The sequence below is a fragment of the Propionispira raffinosivorans DSM 20765 genome, assembly GCF_000381065.1.
GTDB lineage: Bacteria > Bacillota > Negativicutes > Selenomonadales > Selenomonadaceae > Propionispira > Propionispira raffinosivorans.
In genome coordinates, this window is the sequence record NZ_KB905841.1 from 93,715 (window position 1) to 115,803 (window position 22,089).

The 22,089-nt window shown below is 38.7% G+C and carries 19 protein-coding genes and 1 riboswitch; of the genes, 1 reads left to right on the top strand and 18 read right to left on the bottom strand.

Features of this window, described 5'->3' with window-relative positions:
• Positions 1 to 78 precede the first annotated feature (78 nt).
• The gene (locus tag F606_RS0103420; RefSeq protein WP_019552469.1) at positions 79 to 990 is read right to left on the bottom strand and encodes a LysR family transcriptional regulator; all 912 of its coding nucleotides are present in this window, start codon (positions 988 to 990) and stop codon (positions 79 to 81) included.
• 288 nt (positions 991 to 1,278) lie between these two features.
• Here F606_RS0103420 and F606_RS20460 point away from each other — a divergent pair, with 288 nt between their 5' ends.
• A complete protein-coding gene (locus F606_RS20460) occupies positions 1,279 to 3,324 on the top strand; it encodes a methyl-accepting chemotaxis protein (RefSeq protein ID WP_019552470.1) in 2,046 nt (681 codons plus the stop codon).
• Between the two features lie 190 nt (positions 3,325 to 3,514).
• Here the strand turns inward: F606_RS20460 and trxA are convergent, their stop codons facing one another.
• The 17 genes from trxA to F606_RS0103510 form a co-directional block, all read right to left on the bottom strand.
• Positions 3,515 to 3,832, bottom strand: coding sequence for a thioredoxin (gene trxA / locus F606_RS0103430; protein WP_019552471.1), 318 nt, complete (start codon positions 3,830 to 3,832; stop codon positions 3,515 to 3,517).
• A gap of 13 nt (positions 3,833 to 3,845) precedes the next feature.
• Positions 3,846 to 4,706 (bottom strand): NAD(P)/FAD-dependent oxidoreductase, encoded by an 861-nt coding sequence (locus F606_RS0103435; RefSeq protein WP_019552472.1) that lies wholly within the window; start codon positions 4,704 to 4,706, stop codon positions 3,846 to 3,848.
• A 208-nt stretch (positions 4,707 to 4,914) separates the two neighbouring features.
• On the bottom strand, positions 4,915 to 5,658 hold the full coding sequence (locus F606_RS0103440) for an ABC transporter permease (protein WP_019552473.1): 744 nt from the start codon (positions 5,656 to 5,658) through the stop codon (positions 4,915 to 4,917).
• The gene (locus tag F606_RS0103445; protein WP_019552474.1) at positions 5,658 to 6,410 is read right to left on the bottom strand and encodes an ABC transporter ATP-binding protein; all 753 of its coding nucleotides are present in this window, start codon (positions 6,408 to 6,410) and stop codon (positions 5,658 to 5,660) included. The genes F606_RS0103440 and F606_RS0103445 overlap by 1 nt, the downstream gene beginning before the upstream one ends.
• 4 nt (positions 6,411 to 6,414) lie before the next feature.
• A complete protein-coding gene (locus F606_RS0103450) occupies positions 6,415 to 7,356 on the bottom strand; it encodes an ABC transporter substrate-binding protein (RefSeq protein ID WP_019552475.1) in 942 nt (313 codons plus the stop codon).
• Between the two features lie 175 nt (positions 7,357 to 7,531).
• Complete coding sequence (locus F606_RS0103455) at positions 7,532 to 8,401, bottom strand: hypothetical protein (protein ID WP_019552476.1); 870 nt, start codon at positions 8,399 to 8,401, stop codon at positions 7,532 to 7,534.
• A complete protein-coding gene (locus F606_RS0103460) occupies positions 8,394 to 8,795 on the bottom strand; it encodes a DUF3783 domain-containing protein (protein ID WP_019552477.1) in 402 nt (133 codons plus the stop codon). The genes F606_RS0103455 and F606_RS0103460 overlap by 8 nt, the downstream gene beginning before the upstream one ends.
• Positions 8,796 to 8,897: 102 nt before the next feature.
• Positions 8,898 to 9,707 carry a TIGR03915 family putative DNA repair protein gene (locus tag F606_RS0103465; RefSeq protein WP_019552478.1) on the bottom strand — a complete coding sequence of 270 codons (810 nt, stop codon included), beginning with the start codon at positions 9,705 to 9,707 and terminating at the stop codon, positions 8,898 to 8,900.
• Positions 9,686 to 11,008: a putative DNA modification/repair radical SAM protein gene (locus tag F606_RS0103470; protein WP_019552479.1), complete on the bottom strand. Its 1,323-nt coding sequence runs from the start codon at positions 11,006 to 11,008 to the stop codon at positions 9,686 to 9,688. Before F606_RS0103470 ends, F606_RS0103465 begins: the two co-directional genes overlap by 22 nt.
• 136 nt (positions 11,009 to 11,144) lie before the next feature.
• Positions 11,145 to 13,169 (bottom strand): methyl-accepting chemotaxis protein, encoded by a 2,025-nt coding sequence (locus F606_RS0103475; RefSeq protein WP_019552480.1) that lies wholly within the window; start codon positions 13,167 to 13,169, stop codon positions 11,145 to 11,147.
• Between the two features lie 138 nt (positions 13,170 to 13,307).
• The gene (locus F606_RS22155; RefSeq protein WP_019552481.1) at positions 13,308 to 13,859 is read right to left on the bottom strand and encodes a hotdog family protein; all 552 of its coding nucleotides are present in this window, start codon (positions 13,857 to 13,859) and stop codon (positions 13,308 to 13,310) included.
• Between the two features lie 99 nt (positions 13,860 to 13,958).
• The gene (locus F606_RS0103485) at positions 13,959 to 15,020 is read right to left on the bottom strand and encodes a hypothetical protein (protein WP_019552482.1); all 1,062 of its coding nucleotides are present in this window, start codon (positions 15,018 to 15,020) and stop codon (positions 13,959 to 13,961) included.
• A 261-nt stretch (positions 15,021 to 15,281) separates the two neighbouring features.
• A complete protein-coding gene (locus tag F606_RS0103490) occupies positions 15,282 to 16,748 on the bottom strand; it encodes an oligopeptide:H+ symporter (RefSeq protein WP_019552483.1) in 1,467 nt (488 codons plus the stop codon).
• A 321-nt stretch (positions 16,749 to 17,069) separates the two neighbouring features.
• Positions 17,070 to 18,329, bottom strand: a complete 1,260-nt coding sequence (locus F606_RS0103495) for an HD-GYP domain-containing protein (protein ID WP_019552484.1) — start codon at positions 18,327 to 18,329, stop codon at positions 17,070 to 17,072.
• Positions 18,330 to 18,384: 55 nt separating this feature from the next.
• Complete coding sequence (locus F606_RS0103500) at positions 18,385 to 19,332, bottom strand: diguanylate cyclase (RefSeq protein WP_019552485.1); 948 nt, start codon at positions 19,330 to 19,332, stop codon at positions 18,385 to 18,387.
• 84 nt (positions 19,333 to 19,416) lie between these two features.
• Positions 19,417 to 19,504: riboswitch (cyclic di-GMP riboswitch) on the bottom strand.
• Positions 19,505 to 19,620: 116 nt separating this feature from the next.
• The gene (gene brnQ, locus F606_RS0103505) at positions 19,621 to 20,979 is read right to left on the bottom strand and encodes a branched-chain amino acid transport system II carrier protein (RefSeq protein ID WP_019552486.1); all 1,359 of its coding nucleotides are present in this window, start codon (positions 20,977 to 20,979) and stop codon (positions 19,621 to 19,623) included.
• 269 nt (positions 20,980 to 21,248) lie between these two features.
• Positions 21,249 to 22,085 (bottom strand): family 1 encapsulin nanocompartment shell protein, encoded by an 837-nt coding sequence (locus F606_RS0103510; RefSeq protein ID WP_019552487.1) that lies wholly within the window; start codon positions 22,083 to 22,085, stop codon positions 21,249 to 21,251.
• Positions 22,086 to 22,089 lie beyond the last annotated feature (4 nt).

Sequence of the window (22,089 nt, forward strand, 5' to 3'; positions counted from 1 at the left end):
GTACTTTTTTATCAGCAATCGCCAAAAACAAGCGCAATCTCTTGATCAAGTTGCAGTTTTGGCAATATTTTAAAATTTTTATACCGAAGTATTATTCAAAAAATTATCGAATTTTTTTGATTTTGTATGTTCCTGAATAAATTCAACAAAGCTCTGACCTGCCTGCGATAAACATTTATCCTGACTCCAGATAAGCGAAATATCAACCAGCATCGGTGGCATAATAGCTACACGAGAAAAAATAGTTTCATTACGTGTAACCAGATCCAATAGCAATGAAATTCCAACTTTATTCGCAATCAACTGCTTGATGGTTTTAAGCTGTGATGTACACAATAAAATATCCGGCGTAAAATCATTTTCAATACACCGTGCATAAATTGCTTTATATTGATAGGTATTGGGCTGCTGTAAAATAAATTTTTCTTTTTTCAGTTGGTCAAAGCTCACTGTTTTTTCATCTTTTAACCGATGGTCATGATCAACACAAAGACTCATTTGATCCTGCATAATCGTAAGTTTGTGCTGTCCAGCGCGTTCTTCGCCTAAAATAATCCCCAAATCCAGTTCTCCATCATCAATCTTTGTCTGTATTTCAGTTGAATCTCCATACTCAATAACATCCAATTGGATATTCGGATAATCCTGCTTAAAACTTGTAAATAAATTAGGAAATACATAGGCTTCTATCATCGGTGGGACCCCTAAATGCACCGTCCCATATTTATTTTTCTGAAAACGCATCATATCTTGTTTCGTTTCATCAATTGCCCAAAGTATCTTGTCAACATGAAGTAAAAAAGCTCTGCCTTCCGGAGTCAGCACAACATGTTTTTGGCTTCGGTCAATCAATAGCACTTTAAGTTCTGCTTCTAAGGCTTTAATCGCTTTTGTGACAGACGGTTGTGATACATGCAAGACCTCTGCTGTTCGTGTAAAATTTTCTAATTTACTAATTGTGTGAAAATATTCCAATTGACGGAATTCCACTAAAATCAACCTTCTCCCGCATGTCATTTCTTATATTATTCTATCATAACTTGAATGCATCGTATATGCTTTTCAGCGAAAATCTTTAATTTTCTAGGAAATACAGGACTTTTTGCTCTATAATCACTTATAAATAAAAACCCGATATGCGTCTCAACCTAATATATAACGAATTCTCATTTTATTTCATGTTAAGATTTGGCAAAGAAACGGTTAAGCTTTCGCAAATTACCTTCCGCTCTGAAATAAATCATGCTAACATCAAAAAGAAAACAAGGAGCTGTGATAATGAAAGTTTCAAATTTATATGGAAAATTCCTATCTAAAATAAATTTTAAAAAAAGACCAAATTTAAGTTATAAAAAATTGAACAAATCATCTTTGCTGACCAAAAGTGCTGTGTATACCATTTTAACCTGTTCAATCCCGATTTTACTAATCGGCCTGCTCTTTACACATGAAATTTCCAACAGTCTAACGGATGCAGCCATTGAGAAAAATAACAAGGTTGCCGAACGAGTTGCCAGTGATGTAGGTTCGTACATACTTAGCAAGCAAAATTTTCTGCTTGCTATAAGCAAGAAAAATGAATTACGCAGCATGGACCCGATTCTTACGAAACAATACCTCGCATCCGTTCAAGCTTTTTATGGAAGCTCTGAACCATTATTTGTTGCAGATACGAACGGGCAGCAGATAGCACGCAGTGACACTGCCGCCCCGATCAATATAGCAGACCGACCTTATTTTCAATCAGCCATGCAAGGCACAACAGCATTTTCGGATCCACTACCAAGCAAGGTTACACAAAAATTGACAATAATCGGTACGACACAAATAAAAGGAGATGGCAATAAATCCGTTGGAATTATTGGTGCCACGCTGTCCCTTAATAACCTTCAAACACTCATTGAACAAATTCTATCGCAAAATCCTGGCTATTCAATCGTTTTGCTCGACAAAAACACCATCCCTTTATACAATCAAACAGACTCTGCTTCTGTAGACAATAGAACTTCTCTGCCCGAGCCGATCTATACCGAGGCCGTACAAAAGAAAACCGGCAAGGCTATAAGCAATGTGCGTGGACAAGATTTTCTTGTTTCCTACCGTCCGGTAGAACATACAGACTGGGTCGTTGTATCTTTATATTCTAAAGATGTTGCGCTGGCTGCTGTCAATACACTAATCGAAGAGAGTTTAGGAACTGCACTGCTTTTAACTTGTATTTTTGTTTGTATTGGTCTTTTTGTAACACGTAAAGCATTAGCACCATTAAAGGAATTACATATTTGTACGGCAATTGCAGCGACTGGTGACTTAACCGTAACATTAGAAAATAAACGACAAGATGAACTGGGTTCCGTAGCGCGTGCTTTTAATATGATGTTGTCCAGTTTACGTGATATTGTCCATAAAGTAAAAGACTCCGCCAGCAAGATGGCTGAATCGGCAAGTCAGGTAGCCTTAAACACAGAACAATCCAGTGATTCAATTCAGCATGTCGCAATCGAACTCCAAAGTGCTGCCAAGCAGATCGAGTCACAAAGCAAGGAAACCGCCTCAGCCCAATCACTGCTGCACGAATTGATGCAGTGCAGTGCAGAGGTCTGTAATACTTCACAGACCGTGGCTGTCGCAACACATGATTGTACAACGATTGCCACACAGGGGCAAGATATCGTAACTCAAAATGTTGAGCAAATACAGCATATGAAAACAATCTTACAAACTACGGTGACCAATGTGACGGATTTAGGCGCAAAAGCGAAAGAAATCAATTCCATTACGGCGATGATTACCACCATTACCAAACAGACCAATCTTTTGGCACTCAATGCAGCAATTGAAGCAGCACGTGCGGGAGAAGCTGGAAAAGGATTCGCCGTAGTTGCGAGCGAAGTCAGAAAATTAGCCGAAGAATCAGCAAGTGCCATCAAAAATATAACAACCATCATCGCTCAGGTGGAAGCACAGACAAACGATACAATCAATGGCGTCGAACAGAATTTTTCCTATATCGACAAAAGTACCCAAACTGCATTGCAGCTCGGAAATTCTTTCAAAGAAATCGTCGATGCAGTTTTAAATGCCGAAAGACAAGCCATTGTAATAACAGAAGAAGCAACCCAGCAAAATAGTTTATGTGAGCAAGCCTTGCGCAGCGTTGAAAATATCCATATCTTATCACAGCAAAACAGTGAAACCATCAATAACATATCTGCTGCCAGTGAAGAACAAGCTGCATCTGCTGAAGAAGTAACGGCTGCAATCGGTCAGTTTGCCGATATGGCACAATCCCTCGAAGAAATGGTTCATCATTTTAAATCCTAATTTTCAATATATATAAAAAAGAGTCGGTTGAAAGTGTGTATACACTCAGCCGACTCTTTTTGTTCTAAGAACGAATTAACGTGCGAGTAAAAAAATCTCCGCAGCGTTATGTAAAACAAGCATGTACCCTCTTAATTTTTGCAGATTGATAAAGCATACTAAATTCTGTAATTTGTTATATATAGATCAATCACAATGCATTTTCAATCATAGTTTCATAAACACTGGCCGCAGCTGCACCAATTTCCCGACCTGCCAATTTGCCTTTTTTAAATACAAGTACGGTTGGAATTGACATAATCTGATAATGTTCTGCCAAAGCTCGTTCTACGTCGACATCAACTTTAGCGACAACAGCTTTACCTTCATATTTTTTAGAGATTTCCTCAATGATTGGTGCCAACATAAGGCAAGGCCCGCACCAAGTTGCCCAAAAATCAACAAGAACAACTTCATTTGCTTGTAATAATTGATCAAAGTCTTTTGTACTCGGATGTATAATCCCCATATCAAAAACCTCCTTATTTCTTCTGATCATCAATATATTTTGACGCTTGTTGTGCTGCAATTAAACCTTCACCAACAGCCTTAGCAATTTGCAACGGCTTACCATTGCAATCACCACAAGCGAAAATACCGGGTATATTCGTTTCCATGTCACGATTCACCGCAAGAAATCCGTCTTGCAGGTTTAGCCCTTTACATAAAGCTGTTGGTACGATTACATTACGCAAAATAAACACCACATTGGTTTCGATTGACGTTTCATTTACCGTAACCGCTTGCACAATGGTTTCACCTTCAATAGCCGTTATAGCACCAGAAATAAACTGAACCGTACCAGCTAAATCAGCCGGACGCTGCTTCGCTGAGACAAAGGTTACATTCACGCCTATTTGCTGCAAATGGTTTGCTTCTAAGACAGCCTCGTCCGCCAAACCATACACGATGGCTTTTTTGCCTCGATACATCATGCCGTCACAAGTAGCACAATAACTGACCCCTTGACCCAAAAATTGTTCTTCACCAGGCAAAGCCTTTTGTTTGGCTGCACCAATTGCCAATATCACAGTTTTAGCCTGCACAATCGTCCCATTGAAATTCAACATAAAATAATTTGAAACTGGTAAAATCGTAATAATCTTTCCTGTTTCAAGACTGGCACCCAAAGATTTAGCATGCTGACGAAAAGATTCCATCATTGCAGCCCCATTGACAGCTTCCATTCCTAAATAATTATCAACCCGCGCAGCGCGTTCCAGATAATTATTTTTTGTTGAAAAGACTCGTGTCGATTTACCGCGGGCAATCACATTGATTGCTGCCGATAATCCAGCTGGCCCGCCACCGATAATTGCAATATCCGTCATTGTTGACTCCATCGCCCAGCCTCCTTTCAACTTTCAGTTCATTTATAGTAAATTGTAAATATGAATATGCTTCATCTTTTCTATTTTACTATATGAGCAGAAAATAGAAAAGTACTATTTTGCTACTCATATTTATTTTTCAATATTTATTTTGAATCTCCTCTAATTGCAATAAAAAAAGCGGAAAGAGTCGCCTCTTTTCCACCTTAGCTTTAGCCTGCTATTTATATTGCCAATGGCAAAGCCGTTTTTCAATCCAATCAATGAAAGCAAATAAAAATAAACCCATTAAACTAAGAACAACAATCCCCGAGTACATCTCCAGATAATTAACCCGGAGCCAGGCATCCATAATAAAATAACCCATACCGTACTGCGTCCCAAATGTTTCGGTAAAAAAAAGTACAGAAATTGCCGTTGCCATTGCTACCCGAATCGCTGTAATAAATTTTGGCATGGAAGCTGGCCAAAGTACTTCAAAAAAAATAGCGCCAAAAGGTGCACCTAAAGAATATAAGGGATAGTACGTCTCTTTGGGAATACTGCGAATATTATCTCGAATTGCAACAATAACTTGAAAAACAATAATCAAAAAAATCATGAGTATCTTCGAGAACTCTCCAATACCAAAAAGCAGCATCAAAATTGGCATCAGTGCAATTTTAGGAATTGGATAAGTAAGGTAAAGCAGCGGTGATAAAAAACGATCCCATTTGGGGAAATACCCCATAATTACACCAAGCGGCAAACCAATTAAAACTGCCAAAAAAAGTCCTGCGGTAATACGCCATAAGCTATACAAACTATGGACTGCAATATATTTCATGAAAATCGCGACCAAATTCACCAATACCAGAAAAGGGGAAGGAATAATGGGCAGCATAATGATTTTAGACAGAATCCACCATAAAGCAAAAAATGTTATGATGCCTAGCAAAAACCAAAGTGGTTTATGTTTTTCCATTATTTTGACCACTCCTTTTTAATCAGATTTCGAATCGACAGTCCCAGTTCAAAAAACGCTGGTTTTTGACGAATGTTACGGCCGCCAAAGAGTGGATTTTCAATAATCCGACTAATCCGTCCTGGATTTGGCGATAAGATGACAATTTTCTGACCAAGATAGATTGCCTCTTCTACATAATGAGTCACTAAAACCGTTGATACTGCATATTTTTCCCAAATTGATAAAAAAACATCCTGCATTTCTTCCCGAGTAATAGCATCCAATGCCGAAAAAGGCTCATCCATCAACAGCAGATCCGGTTTTAATAAAAAAGCTCTAGCTAAACTGACACGCTGCTGCTGCCCGCCGCTAATTTCGCCAGGATAGCGCTTGCCGAGTTGTTCTATGCCTAGTTGCTGCCTGATCACTTGCAGCTTCGCATAGTCCACTGCCTTTTGATGCTGTTTAATCTTCATGCCCAAATAAATATTCTCATCAACCGTACGCCACGGCAGCAAACCATAATTTTGCGGAATAAAGCCTATGGCCTGCTTCTTGGGATTTATAGTTTGTCCATCTACTCTGACTTCACCTTCATAGTCCGTAATAATCCCAGCCAATACCTTAAGCAAGGTTGACTTACCACACCCGGATGGTCCAATGACTGCACACGTCCCACCGTCATGAATCGCAAGATTTATACGCTCTAATGCAGTATATATTTCCGTTTGCGATTGATATTTAACCGTCAAATCTTGAATCTCAATCATACATTCATTGCACTAAGATATCCGTCACAATATCTTGATAGGTATAGGATTGTTTTATAAGGTCTTTATGATTCAGCCATTGTATGCAGTCTACAACATCTTTTTCAGCCGGAAGAGCCGCTTCTCTATAGGTAGGAATCAATAAAGCATCTTTTGCTGCCGACGGAAAACCACCTTTTTCAATTAGGAGGTCAATATAATTTTCGCGTGCTTGCGTATTAAGGTAAGCCACGGCTTTATTGTATGCCCGGTACATCGCTTGAATTTCCGTTTTTTTCCCTTCGATTGCTTTATTCGTAAACAGGATTACCCCCGGATTAATTGCCAATTGATCTGAACTGCTAAGGAGTTTGCAGCCATTTTGAATAGCAATACTAGCCATCGGCTCCGGCAACGTTGCAGCGGCCAGTTTACCATTTTGCAGCATTTCAAGACGAGTGGGAATCTGCGGAATAACCACTTTATTTATATCACTGTCCGTCATATGATTAGCAGCTAAAATTTGATCGGTAACATACTCAATAATTGTATTTTTTGATACAGCTACATCTTGCCCTTGCAAAGCAGCAACACTAGCTGCTGTTTCATTGGCTCCGGCAATCAGTTTATAACTGCCATCGGTAAAAGAAGTGACTTTCACATCAAAACCACCTGCTTTAGCAAAGGCCACAGCCAATAAATCAGAAATTGCTCCGTCCAAATTTCCACTTTGCAGAGCGCTGTCACGATCCATCGCGCTTTTAAATTGTTGTATATTAACGTTGATTCCTTCTTCTTTAAAATAGCCCTTTTCTTGCGCAATAATAAATGGCATTGAATCAACATCTGGCATTAAGCCAATCGTAATTTCTTGTAGAGCCCCTTTTTTATCGGTGCTTTGCGTTTGGCAGCCACTTGCTGCAAAAGCCAGCATTACAATAAGCATTCCTGCTATAATTTTTTTCACATAAATTGCCTCCTTAAAAATAGCCAAACAATAAAATATCTGTTATACCTGCACATCATGAATTAAAGATTTTTAATATTAATCACCAAAAAGGAACTATAGGGCTAAACAACGTTGCGTAAAGCAAGCGATGCCCTATAGTCTCTTTACATTATATAGAAACAGTATTACTTTTTTATTGCTGCAGCATAGGTTTATATTTATCAATCAACGAATCAACATAATTTTTACCATCTTCTGCCACGGCAATCACTTTATCAATTACATCCGAATGTTCAGCATACGCTGCCTGTGCCGACTCTTTCAGCTGCTTTGCCTGATTCGTCATTGTTTTCGTATCTTCTAATGCGCTGTCAACATGTTCAATCATAGACTGCGCCTGATCCAGAGAAGTTTTAATATCATTGGCCTGCTCAACTGCCGCTTGAGCTGCCGCACTTGCTTTTTCCTTGGCGCTTGCCTGTTGTTTATCTTTTCCTGTAATAGTATTCCATAATTTAGTCACACCTGATGACCCATTTTTTTGATTTTCCAGGGCTTGTTCATTTTCAGCCAAGACTCGGGCTTTTTCTGCGGCATCTTTCTGTTTCTGTTCGATTTGGTTTCGCTCTTGTTCCAATTGTGCTTTTTGTCTCTCTAAATCCAATTGTTTTTGTTCTAAAGATTGTACATCCTGCTGTTTTTGCTGAAGAACTTGCTTTTGGTGAATCCGTTCATGTTCCGCAATTTCCCTTTGATCTCCATAATATCGTGCCACAGCAAAGCCAATCAATAATGCTAAAACAAAACCACCGCCCAAAATCCAAGCTATCTTTTTCCGTTTAGCTGAGGTGTTCGAAAAAATCAATGGCATAGATTTGTCCTCGGGTGTCGTTGTCTTTTCGAGAGTTTCCACATCAACACGAGGCATAATCTGCGTTGCTTCAAGTGACTGCGGCTTCGTCTGATCCGTTTGCCGCGGTACAATTTGTGTATGTTCTAATAAAGAGGCATCTGGTTCCTGTTTTATTTGATCTTTCATTATATCTCCTTCTTTTTTATTCAAGTTCTGGCTCCTGCTTTAGCATAGCACCATGTTCTTTTTGCATAGTTTCACATAATCGCTGCAACGACCAAAACATATTAAATGGTGTCACAATCGCTTTGAATTTAATGGGTTCGATTTTTGCTTCTTTGAAAGCAGTAAGCACTTGATCCAAGCGTTTTCGGTCACTGTTGCTGAAAACGATAACCTCGTGCGGAAAAACAAATTCGTCTATTTCAGTCTTGATTGCTACAAAACCTTTTCGCCCGACTAAGTGGCCAACTTTCTGTCCCAGCATTTCATCGCCGATATCTTTCGTTTGAATTTTCAACTGTTTACATATATCTTTAATTTGCTGTAACTTCGTTTGATCCAGAAAATGATAGAGTAAAATCACTTCTTCTTGTTTCTTCATTCGTATAAACACCTCACCTGCTATCATTATAAAACATTGATTTCATAAGCACAACAGTCTAATGAATCCGTTGCATCACAATTGATAAAAATCGTTGCTCGCTTACTTGTATTTGACAGGTAATTTTTCAGGTCCCTTCGGAATTTTTCTTCTTAGCATTGGTGCGCTCTGAAATTCAGTCATATAATCCCAATATCGTTTTGGCATCTGTGTCATCCGGCATTTTTCATTATGCCGCCCCTTGATTTCAATCGTATCATAAAATAACTTCCATAACTGCCGAAACTGGATTTCCGTTTCGTCAAATTCTGGCATTTCTAAGGCATCAATGGGTACAATGCGAGATTGATAAGGCTGATACAGCAGACCCATCTGATGGGTCTTATCATAAATCAAAAACCGTTCTTCCGGATACCGTTCCATAAAATGCTGCTTCAAGAGCGGTAAAACAAAGTTTTTTGGTCCAATCTCACTAATAAGAACCTGATTTGCCACCGAAAAGCGAATAAACCCCTTCAATAGATGTGATTCTTTTTGCAGATGCTGTACCGCTTTATAAAGTGGATAAACAACCTCATCCGTAAGACGATTCATAATCTGTGGACCACATTTATAGGCTTGTCGCAAAAAAAGCAAAATATAAAGCTCTTTTTCAGGAAAGCAAGTTAAAAAAGCCTGGCAGACAAATTCATAGACCTCATAACTTATTTTTTTAGGAATCGAGCTTTGCACTCGTTTTGCTTTCATGGGATCTGTCAAAATGTCTTTGCCGGCAAGCAGCATACTTTGCCGATAGTCTGGTCCAATGATTGCCAACGGAATTTCTTTTTTATCATAGGATTCAAAAACGCAGCAAAGCAAGCCTTCAAAACTACCATCATAGTTATAAATTACATCGGCAGTGGCAGACATTCAATCAACTCCTTCGCACCAACTTCCAAGACTGAATTCGGTTCAAATAAAGAAAGCTGACGTCCTCCTGTAAGATCCGTTCCATAAAGTTTTGCTTCGCGCGCTGACATCATCGCCCGAAGTACTACCTGACGCGACATATCTAAGCCTGGCAGCTTACGCCCTCTGCAGCTGATAAAATATTGTGCTCGTTTCATCACGATCCCCAACTTTTTAAGCCCCTCAAAGCTTAATATACCACTGCGCCGTGCAGCAATGATCCTATGGGCGGAACGTACACCAATCCCTGGTACTCGCAATAAATCTTCAAATGGAGCTCGATTAACATCCATCGGGAAAAACTCCATATGATGCAGTGCCCAATTGCATTTTGGATCAACATACGGATGAAAATTTTCGTTTTCCTCATCGAGCAGTTCTTTGGCGGCGAAGCCATAAAATCGAAGCAGCCAGTCTGCTTGATAGAGTCGATGTTCCCGCCATAGCGGCGGTTTGGTATCCAGGGATGGCAGCAATTGATCTTCCATCACTGGCATATATGCCGAAAAGAAAACTCGTTTTAAATTATAACTCCGATATAGACCTTCTGTAAGATTCAATATTTGCCGATCCGTTTCAGGAGATGCGCCAATAATCATTTGAGTACTTTGACCTGCTGGCGCAAATTTCGGTGCATGACGATATTTTACCAGATCATGACAATTTTCTTCAATTCGGCCTTTAATATAAGACATCGGTGTTAATATCGAATGTTTGGTTTTATCAGGTGCCAAAAGTTGCAAACTATGTTGTGATGGCATTTCTATATTCACACTCATCCTGTCCGCGAGCATCCCCAGGCGAGCAATCAATAGACTATCTGCACCGGGAATGGCTTTCGCATGAATATATCCATTAAATTTATACTCTTCCCGCAAAATCCGTAATGTTTCAATCATTTGTTCGCAGGTATAGTCAGGACTCTGGATAACTCCTGAACTTAAAAATAAACCTTCAATATAATTACGTCTGTAAAACTGGATTGCCAAATCAGCCAATTCCTTTGGTGTAAAAGCTGCTTTTTCTGTTTCAGCCGAACGACGGTTGACACAATATTTACAATCATAGATACAGATATTCGTAAAAAGCACTTTCAAAAGGGATACACATCGTCCATCGCCAGCAAATGTATGGCAGATTCCACAAGCTGAAGCACTGCCGATACCGCCGCGTACTGATTTTTTATCTACGCCGCTGGACGTACAGGCAGCATCATATTTGGCCGCATCACTCAAAATTTTCAATTTAGCAAATATATCCACATTGCTCGCTCCTCATAGTACTTTATAAAATTAACTTAATCCATTATATATCAGAACACTAGTTCTAGTAAAGTGAAAAAATTTAAAACAGCTCTTGATTCATAATAAATCAAGAGCTGTTTTTCTGTATTACTTTTTATATTTTAAACTGCTGTACTTCCTGTTGCAGCTTTTCTGCCATAGATGCAAGATTTTGGCTGGCATTCGCAATATCTTGCATGGAAGCCGCCTGCTGCTCCGTCGCAGCTGACACAGTCTCTGATTGTTCAGCAGCATCTTTGCTTAAACCATCAATTTTTTGTACATTCCCTACAATCAGTTCACTATTATTGGCCATATGTTCAATCGCTGCCGAGATATCCTGTGCCTGTGCAGATACTTCCTGAACAAAACCCACAATCTGGTGGAATGCTTCTCCGGTGGAGCCAACTACTTGTGTCCCAATCTTAACCTGTTGGCTGCCTTCGTTCATAGCCACAACTGCATTGTGTGTATCGTTTTGAATTTCCATAATCAAATCAGAAATTTGTTTCGCGGCCATCTGTGAACCTTCAGCAAGTTTACGGACTTCTTCGGCAACCACCGCAAAGCCTCGTCCTGTCTCACCCGCCCGAGCTGCTTCAATAGCGGCATTCAGTGCCAGAAGATTTGTCTGCCCGGCTATGCCCGAAATGGTATCCACAATTTGCCCGATTTCTTTTGATCTTTCGCCTAGCACCGTAACTACTTGAACGGAATCATTCGTTGCCTTTTCAATTCGATTCATCTGCTCAATCGCCTTGGTAACGCTTTCGCCGCCACTTTGTGCCACCGCTGCTGCATTACCACTTTTAGTCGCCGTTTCATTCGCATTTTTAGAAACATCGCGAATAGCCAAAGACAAATCCTCCACAGCAGTGGTCGTACCTTTCACTGCTGCAAGCTGCGTTGTCATGCCTTGTGCGATCGTAGCAATGGATGCTGCAACCTGGTCCGAGGCCTCTGATGACTGTTCTGATGTTGCGGTAAGCTCTTGTGAAGAAGCCGCCAGCGTCTGTGACGATTCACCAACAGCCTTCATCAAGCTGCGGACTTTCGTTCGCATGTCACGTATAGCCTGTGCTAACATACCAAATTCATCCCGTGTTGTAATGCGAGCTGGTTTCTCGGTAAAATCACCTTCGGCCATCTCATTCATTGTTTCAACCATGGTCTGAAGTGGTTTTACCAGTTTCTTTGCCGCAAACCAAATAACCAGAGAAATTAATAAGATTACGACAATAGAAAGCCCCATCATAATTAGTAAAATTTTATGCGCTGCAGCAAAAATTTCATCTTCATAGGAAACAGCAGCAACGCTCCAGCCCGCTGTCGGAATCGCTTCGAAAAAAGCAATCTTTTTTTCGCCAGATTCCGTTGTATAGCGATAAATACCACTTTGCCCCTCCAGCATTTTTGTCCCCAGCTGCCTGATTTCAGGATCTTCATCCTCACTGATTTTTTTCTTCATGATATAGTCATCACTTGGATGAACAACAAAGGTGCCATCTTGCGCAATTAAGATGCCATACCCCTTGTCGCCGATTTTCAGGTTTTGTACTTTTTGAGCGATGGCTTCAACATAAATAGCTGCCAAAACCATACCAATATTTTTATTGCTGTTATCTTTAATTAATGAAATTGCATTTACAATCGTTTTCCCTGTAGCTTGTGAAACAACGGGTGCTGACATAAATGATTTTTTTTGCCCTTGCATCGTTTCTTTATACCAAGCTTTATCCCCAACTGACATCAATTTTGGTCCGGCAGCAGCCTGTCCCCATAAAACTCCTGAATTGTCAAAATACCCCCAACTTACACTGTCGTATGTATTTGGCAATTTTTCCTGCATTAGTTGAAAACGATGTTCATTATTTTTCGTTGCTGTAACCGGATCGGCAACAGCATTACGAGCCGCCGGATTTGATGCGGCAGTTTGCGTTTCAAACAGCCTTGCATCGAGCCATGCATCAATATTTTCCGCTACCTCTTTTGTTTCACGCTGTGATCCACCCAATAATTCCGTTTCAAGGACTACATCTACATATTTGTATGAAACAAACGATAAAAGAAGGAATCCTAAAATAGTAACAGGTAAAATGAATAACAGCACTTTTCCTTTAAAAGATATATCTTTAAACATAGATTTTCCATCCTTCCCTGAACAGCATAATCTAAAAAATAGTTTTGGTTCTTGGTGCAAAACTATATATAATGCATTGAAGCAGCCTATCCGTCTGCCATGTAGAATATTTAATGCCACTTAATCTATGATTGTATTTTATTTGTTTATATCAACCTTTCCCTTGAAAATCATTTCATGTCCATTATAACCAATAAATCCTCCACTGTGTTTCTGCAAGTAAACGATCTGGTTTGCATATAATGGTTTGATGAATTTCATTTCCAGCGAGTTAATATCACCAAAATAATCAGCCAAAGTCCGCAGTAAGAACAGCCCCTGCACAATCGGTTGATCCGTTAAGTGAATCGGATTGGTATCATCGGCTTCTTTGGAAAAATCATAGATGGCTTCCTTGGTGAAACTCCGCCAAACCTGTACATCTTTTGGCATACTATGATGACCCGGCAACACTAAATTTTCTGTTGCGTGCAAGAATAAGGTGATGCGAAGTCTAGCCAGAACAATCTCATTATCGTATAAGTCTATAATAATCAAAACAAACTTCGCTTTTTCTTTTTCAACCATCATATTCGTATGTGTGCCTTTGCCGACTAAATTTCCATATCGCTCAAATTTTGCTTTCGCAATATAAGGCTCTGTATATTGTTCTCCATGCAATGAAGACAATGCTCGTATCAATCGTATCATCAATAGCCCCTTCTTTTATGACCTATTTTATCATACGCAAATTTTCGAAGCGAAGTTTATAAACATGCCTACTGGACTCAGTAAATAGAATGATTCATTTCAATTGGTGTCAGCTTTAACTTTATTAGAAATGAACTCCGCTTCATGTTCAAGTGTCTTTGCTTCTTTCAAAAACTCATTTGCTTCTTTTAATGGTTTCACATCTTTATTATCAAGCCAAAGTGCATATTTTTCACAGTAGCCGATTCGCAAATCACATATTTTAAGGCGTAATCGCTGCAATGTTTGTGCCGCTTCTGGAACGTCAATTTTATGTAGCGCTTCCATTCGTTCATTCCAATCAAGCAGAAGCTCCTCTTTAACAATTTTTTTGAGATCCATTCGTACGTTCTCATTACCCAAATTACTAGTTAGTAAAATTGTTTTCATTTTTTGCTCAATATCAAACACGTTTTTATCATGATTTGCCATTAAAACTTGCGTTGTGTCAATATAGGCTTTCATTTGTTGACGCCGGGCATCGGACAATAAAACAATATATTCTTTGAAATTTTTTATTTCCGTGATTCGCCAGATTCCATTCTCTGTTTTTTTCATTAAAAGTTCTAACACAAACGGAGCATTGGCCTCTCGATCGAAAATTTTAAGACCAACGACAGCACTGTCATCTGCTTCATCCATTTTAGTATATTCAATACTTTCAAATTGCATATCTTTGATACCTGATTTGCTTAAAATCATATCCGAATCAATCGGAATCCCCTGATCTACAACTTTTGATGCATCATCATCCCATTTTCCCGATTCAATATAATGATTAATACTGCCCTTAAAAGCTGCTACGATCGGGGCTTTAAACATTTTAGCAAACCCACTTAATGCTACTTTCGCTTCCTCCGGCATAGGGCGTTCGGTTTCAATCAGCCCTTCCATCATCGCATCACAAGCCTTTGTTAATGTACTATCCATATCCACGTATTTTTGAAATTTAACCATATCATGTTTTACTGCTGCTTCTTGAATCATTTTCAGTGAATATTCCGGTGTTTTTGTATAATATGAAAAATACCAGAATAAAGTCCCTGCAAATACTGCCAGAATTGCGGTTCCAGCGGCCAATAACTTAACTTTTGTCTGCATCGACAATGACCATCTTTCCATCGCTTTCATCTCCCTCGGAAGAAACTTTACCAATAAAATAGTTCCTTGGATTTCCTCTACCATTTATAATTATGCCACTAGATATCTTCCCGATGCAAGCGGTTAAAACCTTCTCAATTGAGAAAATATATTTAATTTATCCAGAGAAATACAAAGAGCCTGTAGTACCGCACATAAAAGTATAAAAACAAGCGTGTATTTCATCTCGCTGAGATAAAATACACGCTTATACTTTACTTGGTTCGCAAAATGAATTGAGACTTAATTTTCTACACGATCTTTTTTATTGATCAAACGATTCAATGTTGGTACAGTTGCAATCATAAGAATAGCAATCACAACCGTGACGATCCCTATTTCATTAAATACGTTTGCATAAATTGGCAATGTAACCAATGGATCAACGACACTTTTCGGTACAGTTGTAAGTGTAGCTACCCAGCCACCAATAACCGCTGCAATCGCTGTTGTCAAAAACCAGGCTCCCATTAGAAAACCAATCATCCGTTGTGGTACCAGTTTAGAAATCATCGATAATCCCAATCCGCTGATCAAAAGTTCTCCCATACTTTGAAAAAAATAGGAAGCCACCAACCACCAAACCGATACAATGCCCTGTGCATTCGCAAATTTCGCCGAAAATCCTAAAATCAAAAAACTAATTGCACATAAACACATGCCAAAAGCAAATTTCCCTGGCATTGACATATCCTGGTCTTTTTTACCAAAATGTGTGTATAACCAGGCTAGTATTGGACTCGCCAGCATAATCCAAAATGGATTCAAGGTCTGGAAAACTTCCGGATCATTGATTGTCATTCCCAAAAGCGAATGTTCAACATTCTTTATAGCAAAAAAATTCAAAGATGTTGGCATTTGCTGATATAACGTAAAAAAGACAATCGCTTCAATGATCAAAACAAAAGCAGCAATCAGTTTACTGCGTTCAGCACCTTTTGCTTCAAAAATCATCTTAAAAAATACTAAAAATACCCCTGTACCAACGATTGCCAAAAACCAGTGCGCCACCGTTAAATTTGTCAGCATCCAAGCTGATACAAAAATCGCCAGTAAAAGCCCCAACACAACCACAGCAAATTTCCGCATTGACAGTGGTTCTTTACCAACTGGTGAATCAAGCCCTTTTACCAAGCGCCGGAAAAAGATAAAATTAAGAATTGCAATTACAAGGCCAGCGGCACAAATGCCAAAACCAAGATCCAGCCCATAGCTTCCGCCAACAATTGGCACCAGAATCATCGAAAAAAACGACCCCACATTAACTGCCATATAATACATTGTAAAAGCACTATCGAGCTGTGCTTCATTATTTTGATACACTTTCGATAATAAACTCGATGGATTTGCCTTAAAAATCCCATTACCACAAGCAACAAACCCCAATGCCAGGAACACCATACTCTTATCACTGCCAGCAATAGCCATCAAAGTGTAGCCTAACATTAAAGTTACGGCACCTAATAAGATTGTTCGCTGCGTTCCGAGCACCTTATCTCCGATATAGCCGCCAATCGATACATAACCATACACCATGGCACTAAAAGCCCCAAAGACTACGAAAGATTCTGCATCATCCATACCTAAACTTTTAACAAAAAAAGAAGCTAATACTGCCTGTAGACCATAATAACCAAACCGTTCCCAAAACTCTAAGAAAAAAATCATATTAAAAGCCTTCGGATGACCTGCTTTTTGAACTGTTTCCATTTATTCGCTCTCCTACTCCCATAAATTTCTCCTGCCAGAGGACATTATAGCACTATATTTTTATATAATAAAGGACTAAATTGTTTTTTTACAAAATATTTCTTCTTGATTTTATTAAGTCCGTAAACAAAAAACATTTATATTACAATACAAATCTATATATATTTTTAAGAATAATAATCCATTATCAGTGTACTTTTATATTTAAATTATTTTTTTGTGATTTTTATGTATAAACGACTCCATTATGTATAGGATATTGCTTTTTGTAAAATTGTACATAAAAAAAACCGGCTCACTAACGAGTCGGTTTTTCCATATTTAAGCAAATCTTTCATTTTCTTTTACCGCCAGCCTAGTATCAACTAATAACACGGCATCATCATAATGATCAAATAGACTTTTTAGGACATTTCCATCAATTTTGTTTTGCTTTACCATATTGGTCATGATATCCTGCACTTTTTGCTTTGGTAAACTCTCACGATAAGGACGCGTCTCAGTAAGAGCAACAAAAATATCCGCTACAGCCAAAATTCGTGATCCCAAAGACAAATCTTTACCGCCAATACGAAATGGATACCCTTGTCCATCTAATGTTTCATGGTGATAGGCTGCCCATTGGGCAATAACTTCAAAATGATCAATCTGTTCTAATATGCGATACGTATAATAGGTATGCTGTCGAACAATCACGACTTCTTCTGCCGTCAATTTACCCGGTTTCTCCAAAATAGCATTTGGGACCGCTAATTTCCCCAAGTCATGCAGTAATCCGGCAATTTCCATGCTTTTCACATCATCTTCACTAAAACCTTCAAGTTTAGCTAAAAAAACAGCCGTTTTCGTCACACTCCGTGAATGATGCGCCGTAAATTTACTAATTTTATCAATTATTTTGGCAAAAATATTTGCAATTTGAATGGCATCATCGGAAGAATAGCGAGCAGATCCATAAACATCCAAGGTTTTAAAGAAATTTTCATAATAACTGGCATTGACTAGATCAAGCCAAAAGCTCTCCGCTTGCATAATTTCGTGAGCCGCTTTCACTAATAATGGATCAAAGACAATCCCGCTTGATCGATCAATGGATTCCAATATCTTTTCCCGTTGGGCAAAAATTGATTGATTATGATGGATCAGAATTTGTACTCGATCCGCTAAATGAATGATCCGGCTTACTAATGGAATCTGCGACCCCTGCAGCCCGCTTTTATTTCCACCACACCAGTAATCATGGTGATAGCGGATGCTCTGTGCCAAGTATCCCAGCTGCGGTGAATCTTTCAACAACAAATAGCCTGCTTCAGCATGTGCTCCCAGGCTTCTTTTTTCAAACGTATCCGTCTGCTGTATTTTTTGCCGCTCATCCCAGCTGGACGCAGCTCCAATATCATGCAGCAACGCCGCAAAAACCAACGTACGCTGCTCCGTGGCATTCATTAAGATCTGATCGGCAATTTTCTTGCAAATCATAGCCGTCTGCCAATGATGTCTCGACATTCCATTAATCGATAACTCTAATGCCATCGACAAGGCTTTGACTAAATTCACAGGATGTATATCAAAAAAGCGCATAGTATGTCCTCTTCCAAAACAGAAACATGTTAAAATTAGTTAGGAGCACAAACGCTTATGTACGTGGACGCAATGAACGAGATTTCTTAAAGTCTGTATCCAAAAAGACCTGATATGCATTTCGTCCATTGTTTTTCACTTTATATAAAGCTAAATCCGCCATCTCGACCAACTCTTTTTGTCCGCCCGTAATCATCGGTATCGTCGAAGCAATCCCTGTACTTACGGTAATATATGTATCAACGGGGGATTTTTCATTTTCAATTTTCAATGCTGCAATATTATTTTGGATGCGCTGCGCAATACAAACCGCCCCTTGCTGCGGCGTTGCTGGTAGAATAACCATAAATTCTTCACCACCATAACGTGCGACCACATCTCCGGCACGAAGGCTTGACTTTTGCAATGCTTCCGCTACCATACATAAGCATTGATCTCCTGCTACATGTCCATAGAAATCATTATATTTTTTAAAATAGTCGATGTCAATCAATAAGGCAGATAAAACTTCCCCTTTACGCAATGAACCATGCCATTCTTTTTTTAAGGCCTCATCCAAATAACGCCTATTAAATATGCCCGTTAACGCATCACGAAAGGAAAATTTCTCCAAAATATCCCTTTGGTTTTTTAGTGCTAAATGATTTTTGATACGAGCTTTAATCACCAAAGGATGAATTGGTCTAATAATATAATCAACGGCTCCGAGTTCCAGCCCTTTTGTTTCATTTTGACTTTCTCCGCGACCTGACAAAAAAATCACAGGAATTTTTTTCGTGGCAGGATTTGCTTTCAGTTTCCGGCAAACCTCATAGCCATCCATATCAGGCATAACAACATCCAATATAATCAAATCAATTTTTGTTGATTTTACATATTCTAAACATTCTTTACCTGATCGTGCTGTAACTACCTCATAATCCTCACATAAAATATCTTCAATAATTTTCGCATTAAAATATACATCATCAACAATAAGAATCGTTTGCTTTTCTAAATCCATATTTCCCTTCCCACTTTCTTAATCAAGAGATCCACTCATCTTTATATACTATAAAAGACCGCCAGATTACACCATAACACATCCTGATGCAACCTGGCAGTCATAGACTTATAATATCTTTAGACCCACGGCTTTGCGTCCCTATTTTTCAATAGGTTTGCTATTTGGAAAACAACGATTATTTTTAATTATATATAGACATTCTACAATACAATATAAACAATGTCTATTGAAATACAATTGAAAACTATATGAGTCTTCGCCCTTATCCCCAAAACAATACCGTGTTTAATAAGATCTCACTGATTTTCTTTGGCATAGACCAATAATCCATCCCAGTGACAAACCAAACAGCATGGGAATTACCCAGCCCATACCCATATCAAAAAACGGCAGGCAGCTCTGATAAAACAACAAGATTTTTTGAATAAAAGCTTCATTTTTCATATTGTCCGGTATCGCGTTGAATGCATCCCCCACACTGGCAAACAAAGTAAAAATCGTCGTCAATAAATAAACACTTTGTCTATGCTTAAATAAAGGCGATAAAAATGCCAAGATAATTAATGTAATTGCTAATGGATACAAAAACATTAAGATTGGAATTGATAAAGAAATGATCTGTGTCAAGCCAACATTAGCAATTAAACAGGAAACAATCGTAAATAAAATGACATACGAACGATAACTAAGCAGTGAAGGAAATAGTTCTTTAAAAGTTTCCGCACAAGCAGTAATTAAACCAATTGCTGTTTTTAAACAGGCCAGCGTTACAATAATTGCCAGTAGCAGACTTCCTGCTGAGCCAAAATAATACTTAGCAATCTGGGCCAAGGCCGTGCCACCATTTGTGGAAAGTTCATATTGTGCCACACTTGTTGCCCCGATATAAGCTAAACAGCTGTAGATAATACCCATCAAAAGCACGCTGATCGCACCAGCTTTCACCGTACCAACTGCAATCCCTCGCGGGCTTTTCACCCCTAAATCCTTTATTGTTTGAACCACAATAATACCAAAAGCCAAAGACGCCAGTGCATCCATCGTATTATAACCTTCGGTAAAGCCTTTAAAAAATGGTTCTGTCACATAAGCTCCATGAATTGGTGCATTCATCACAATTCCCATCGGAGAAAAAAAACTGCTAAAAATTAAAAATGCTAAAAAGATCAAAAACAGAGGATTGAGAATTTTCCCAATCCAAGTCAAAATTTTATTTGGTCTTAATGAAAAAACAAGTGCAACAAGAAAAAATACAACCGTAAAGCAAGCTAAACCAAAAGACTGATAAATTGGATTCATATAAGGAACAATTCCTATTTCATAAGAAACCGTACCCGTTCTTGGTAAAGCAAAAAACGGACCGATTGTTAAATAAAGTAAAACCGTCATAGCATAGCCATAAAAGGGATGAACCCGGCTAGCTAATCCAAACAAACCATCACTTTTAGAAATACCAATTGCCACAACCCCTAAAAAAGGCAATCCGATGCCAGTAACCAAAAAACCAATCGTTGCGACAAAAACACTGTTTCCAGCTTCTTGTCCCATATGTACCGGAAAAATCAAATTTCCTGCCCCAAAAAACAAACCAAACAACATAGACCCAATTAAGACATACGATGATGCTGTTAACTTTTTATCCATAAAAATATTTTTACAACCTTTCCACTCTAACGAGAACGTCATCCCGACGTTATAAATTTACTCTGACCGTATTGCATTAAAAAAATATGTATAAACAGTATATTACGCGTATGAATTATTATATATCTTTTTATCTGATTTATCAATTCTATGTTCGTTTCATTGCACAATAAGTGGCGGCTTTGCAAGAAAGTAAACATTTTCTCAAAGCCGCCACTTATTATACGTAAAATAACGTAGAATTTTACTTTTTATTTAGTTTGCTAACTTTAACTAAATACGACAATTGATTCGGGACGTTTAATCCTAAGTAAAATTGTTTCGAGCACTCGGAATAGGTGATTCAATTTTTCAGAACCAAGATATCCAGTAATCATATCCTGTCCGATAACCAAATCTATGTTTTGTGGTTCCGCGCAAACCAGTATGGCTTTGCCTGTCCCTAAAGCTGGCGTCATAAATAAATTGCCACCCAACACTTTTTTAATGCGTTCGCTTTCCAACAGTCCTGTATTTTCTTGTAATCTTTGCAGCTGTGTAAATAAATCCGGTGATACCGCTAAAGTGAATTTACCAGCAAAGCCTTTAGAAGCTAAACTCTGCAGTCCTTTTACTATATCCTGAAACGCATTTTCACCCGTTTTCCAGTCACTAATAGCAATTTTCTCACTACCATCTGCTGTTGCCAACCCAGCTGTTTTACTCGTTTTATTACCCATGAAGATCAACTGATCTTCTTTTCTCGCACAAGCATTCGCAGCCGCTGCTACAAGTGATAAATCCAATGGCAAACCGGTTTGTTTTGCATATTCCATATCCCGCCAGCCGATTGAAAAATCTTTATAGAGCATCGGAACTTCAACAAATTTGCGTGTTTTAACCTGCAATGGTTCTGCTTCTGCTTCACCAAAAAAATCAGATTGACTATCCCCTAATTCATTAAATGTGTCCAAATAAACACTTTGTGTTCCTGCTCCGAGCGGTCCATAGACCGACAAAAACTTTCGTGCGATCAGAACAGCTTTTGCTGCTTGTACAACCGTTGTATCAATGCTCTGCCATTCTTCTTGCGGTAAATCTATATCATTTCTCATTAAATAATCCATATAA

Excerpts from the sequence above, each read along its gene's own strand:
- F606_RS20460 (WP_019552470.1), top strand. The coding sequence starts at position 1,279 with ATGAAAGTTTCAAATTTATATGGAAAATTCCTATCTAAAATAAATTTT.
- trxA (WP_019552471.1), bottom strand. The coding sequence starts at position 3,832 with ATGGGGATTATACATCCGAGTACAAAAGACTTTGATCAATTATTACAA.
- F606_RS0103435 (WP_019552472.1), bottom strand. The coding sequence starts at position 4,706 with ATGGAGTCAACAATGACGGATATTGCAATTATCGGTGGCGGGCCAGCT.
- F606_RS0103440 (WP_019552473.1), bottom strand. The coding sequence starts at position 5,658 with ATGGAAAAACATAAACCACTTTGGTTTTTGCTAGGCATCATAACATTT.
- F606_RS0103445 (WP_019552474.1), bottom strand. The coding sequence starts at position 6,410 with ATGATTGAGATTCAAGATTTGACGGTTAAATATCAATCGCAAACGGAA.
- F606_RS0103460 (WP_019552477.1), bottom strand. The coding sequence starts at position 8,795 with ATGAAGAAACAAGAAGAAGTGATTTTACTCTATCATTTTCTGGATCAA.
- F606_RS0103465 (WP_019552478.1), bottom strand. The coding sequence starts at position 9,707 with ATGTCTGCCACTGCCGATGTAATTTATAACTATGATGGTAGTTTTGAA.
- F606_RS0103475 (WP_019552480.1), bottom strand. The coding sequence starts at position 13,169 with ATGTTTAAAGATATATCTTTTAAAGGAAAAGTGCTGTTATTCATTTTA.
- F606_RS22155 (WP_019552481.1), bottom strand. The coding sequence starts at position 13,859 with ATGATACGATTGATACGAGCATTGTCTTCATTGCATGGAGAACAATAT.
- F606_RS0103485 (WP_019552482.1), bottom strand. The coding sequence starts at position 15,020 with ATGGAAAGATGGTCATTGTCGATGCAGACAAAAGTTAAGTTATTGGCC.
- F606_RS0103490 (WP_019552483.1), bottom strand. The coding sequence starts at position 16,748 with ATGGAAACAGTTCAAAAAGCAGGTCATCCGAAGGCTTTTAATATGATT.
- F606_RS0103495 (WP_019552484.1), bottom strand. The coding sequence starts at position 18,329 with ATGCGCTTTTTTGATATACATCCTGTGAATTTAGTCAAAGCCTTGTCG.
- F606_RS0103500 (WP_019552485.1), bottom strand. The coding sequence starts at position 19,332 with ATGGATTTAGAAAAGCAAACGATTCTTATTGTTGATGATGTATATTTT.
- brnQ (WP_019552486.1), bottom strand. The coding sequence starts at position 20,979 with ATGGATAAAAAGTTAACAGCATCATCGTATGTCTTAATTGGGTCTATG.
- F606_RS0103510 (WP_019552487.1), bottom strand. The coding sequence starts at position 22,085 with ATGGATTATTTAATGAGAAATGATATAGATTTACCGCAAGAAGAATGG.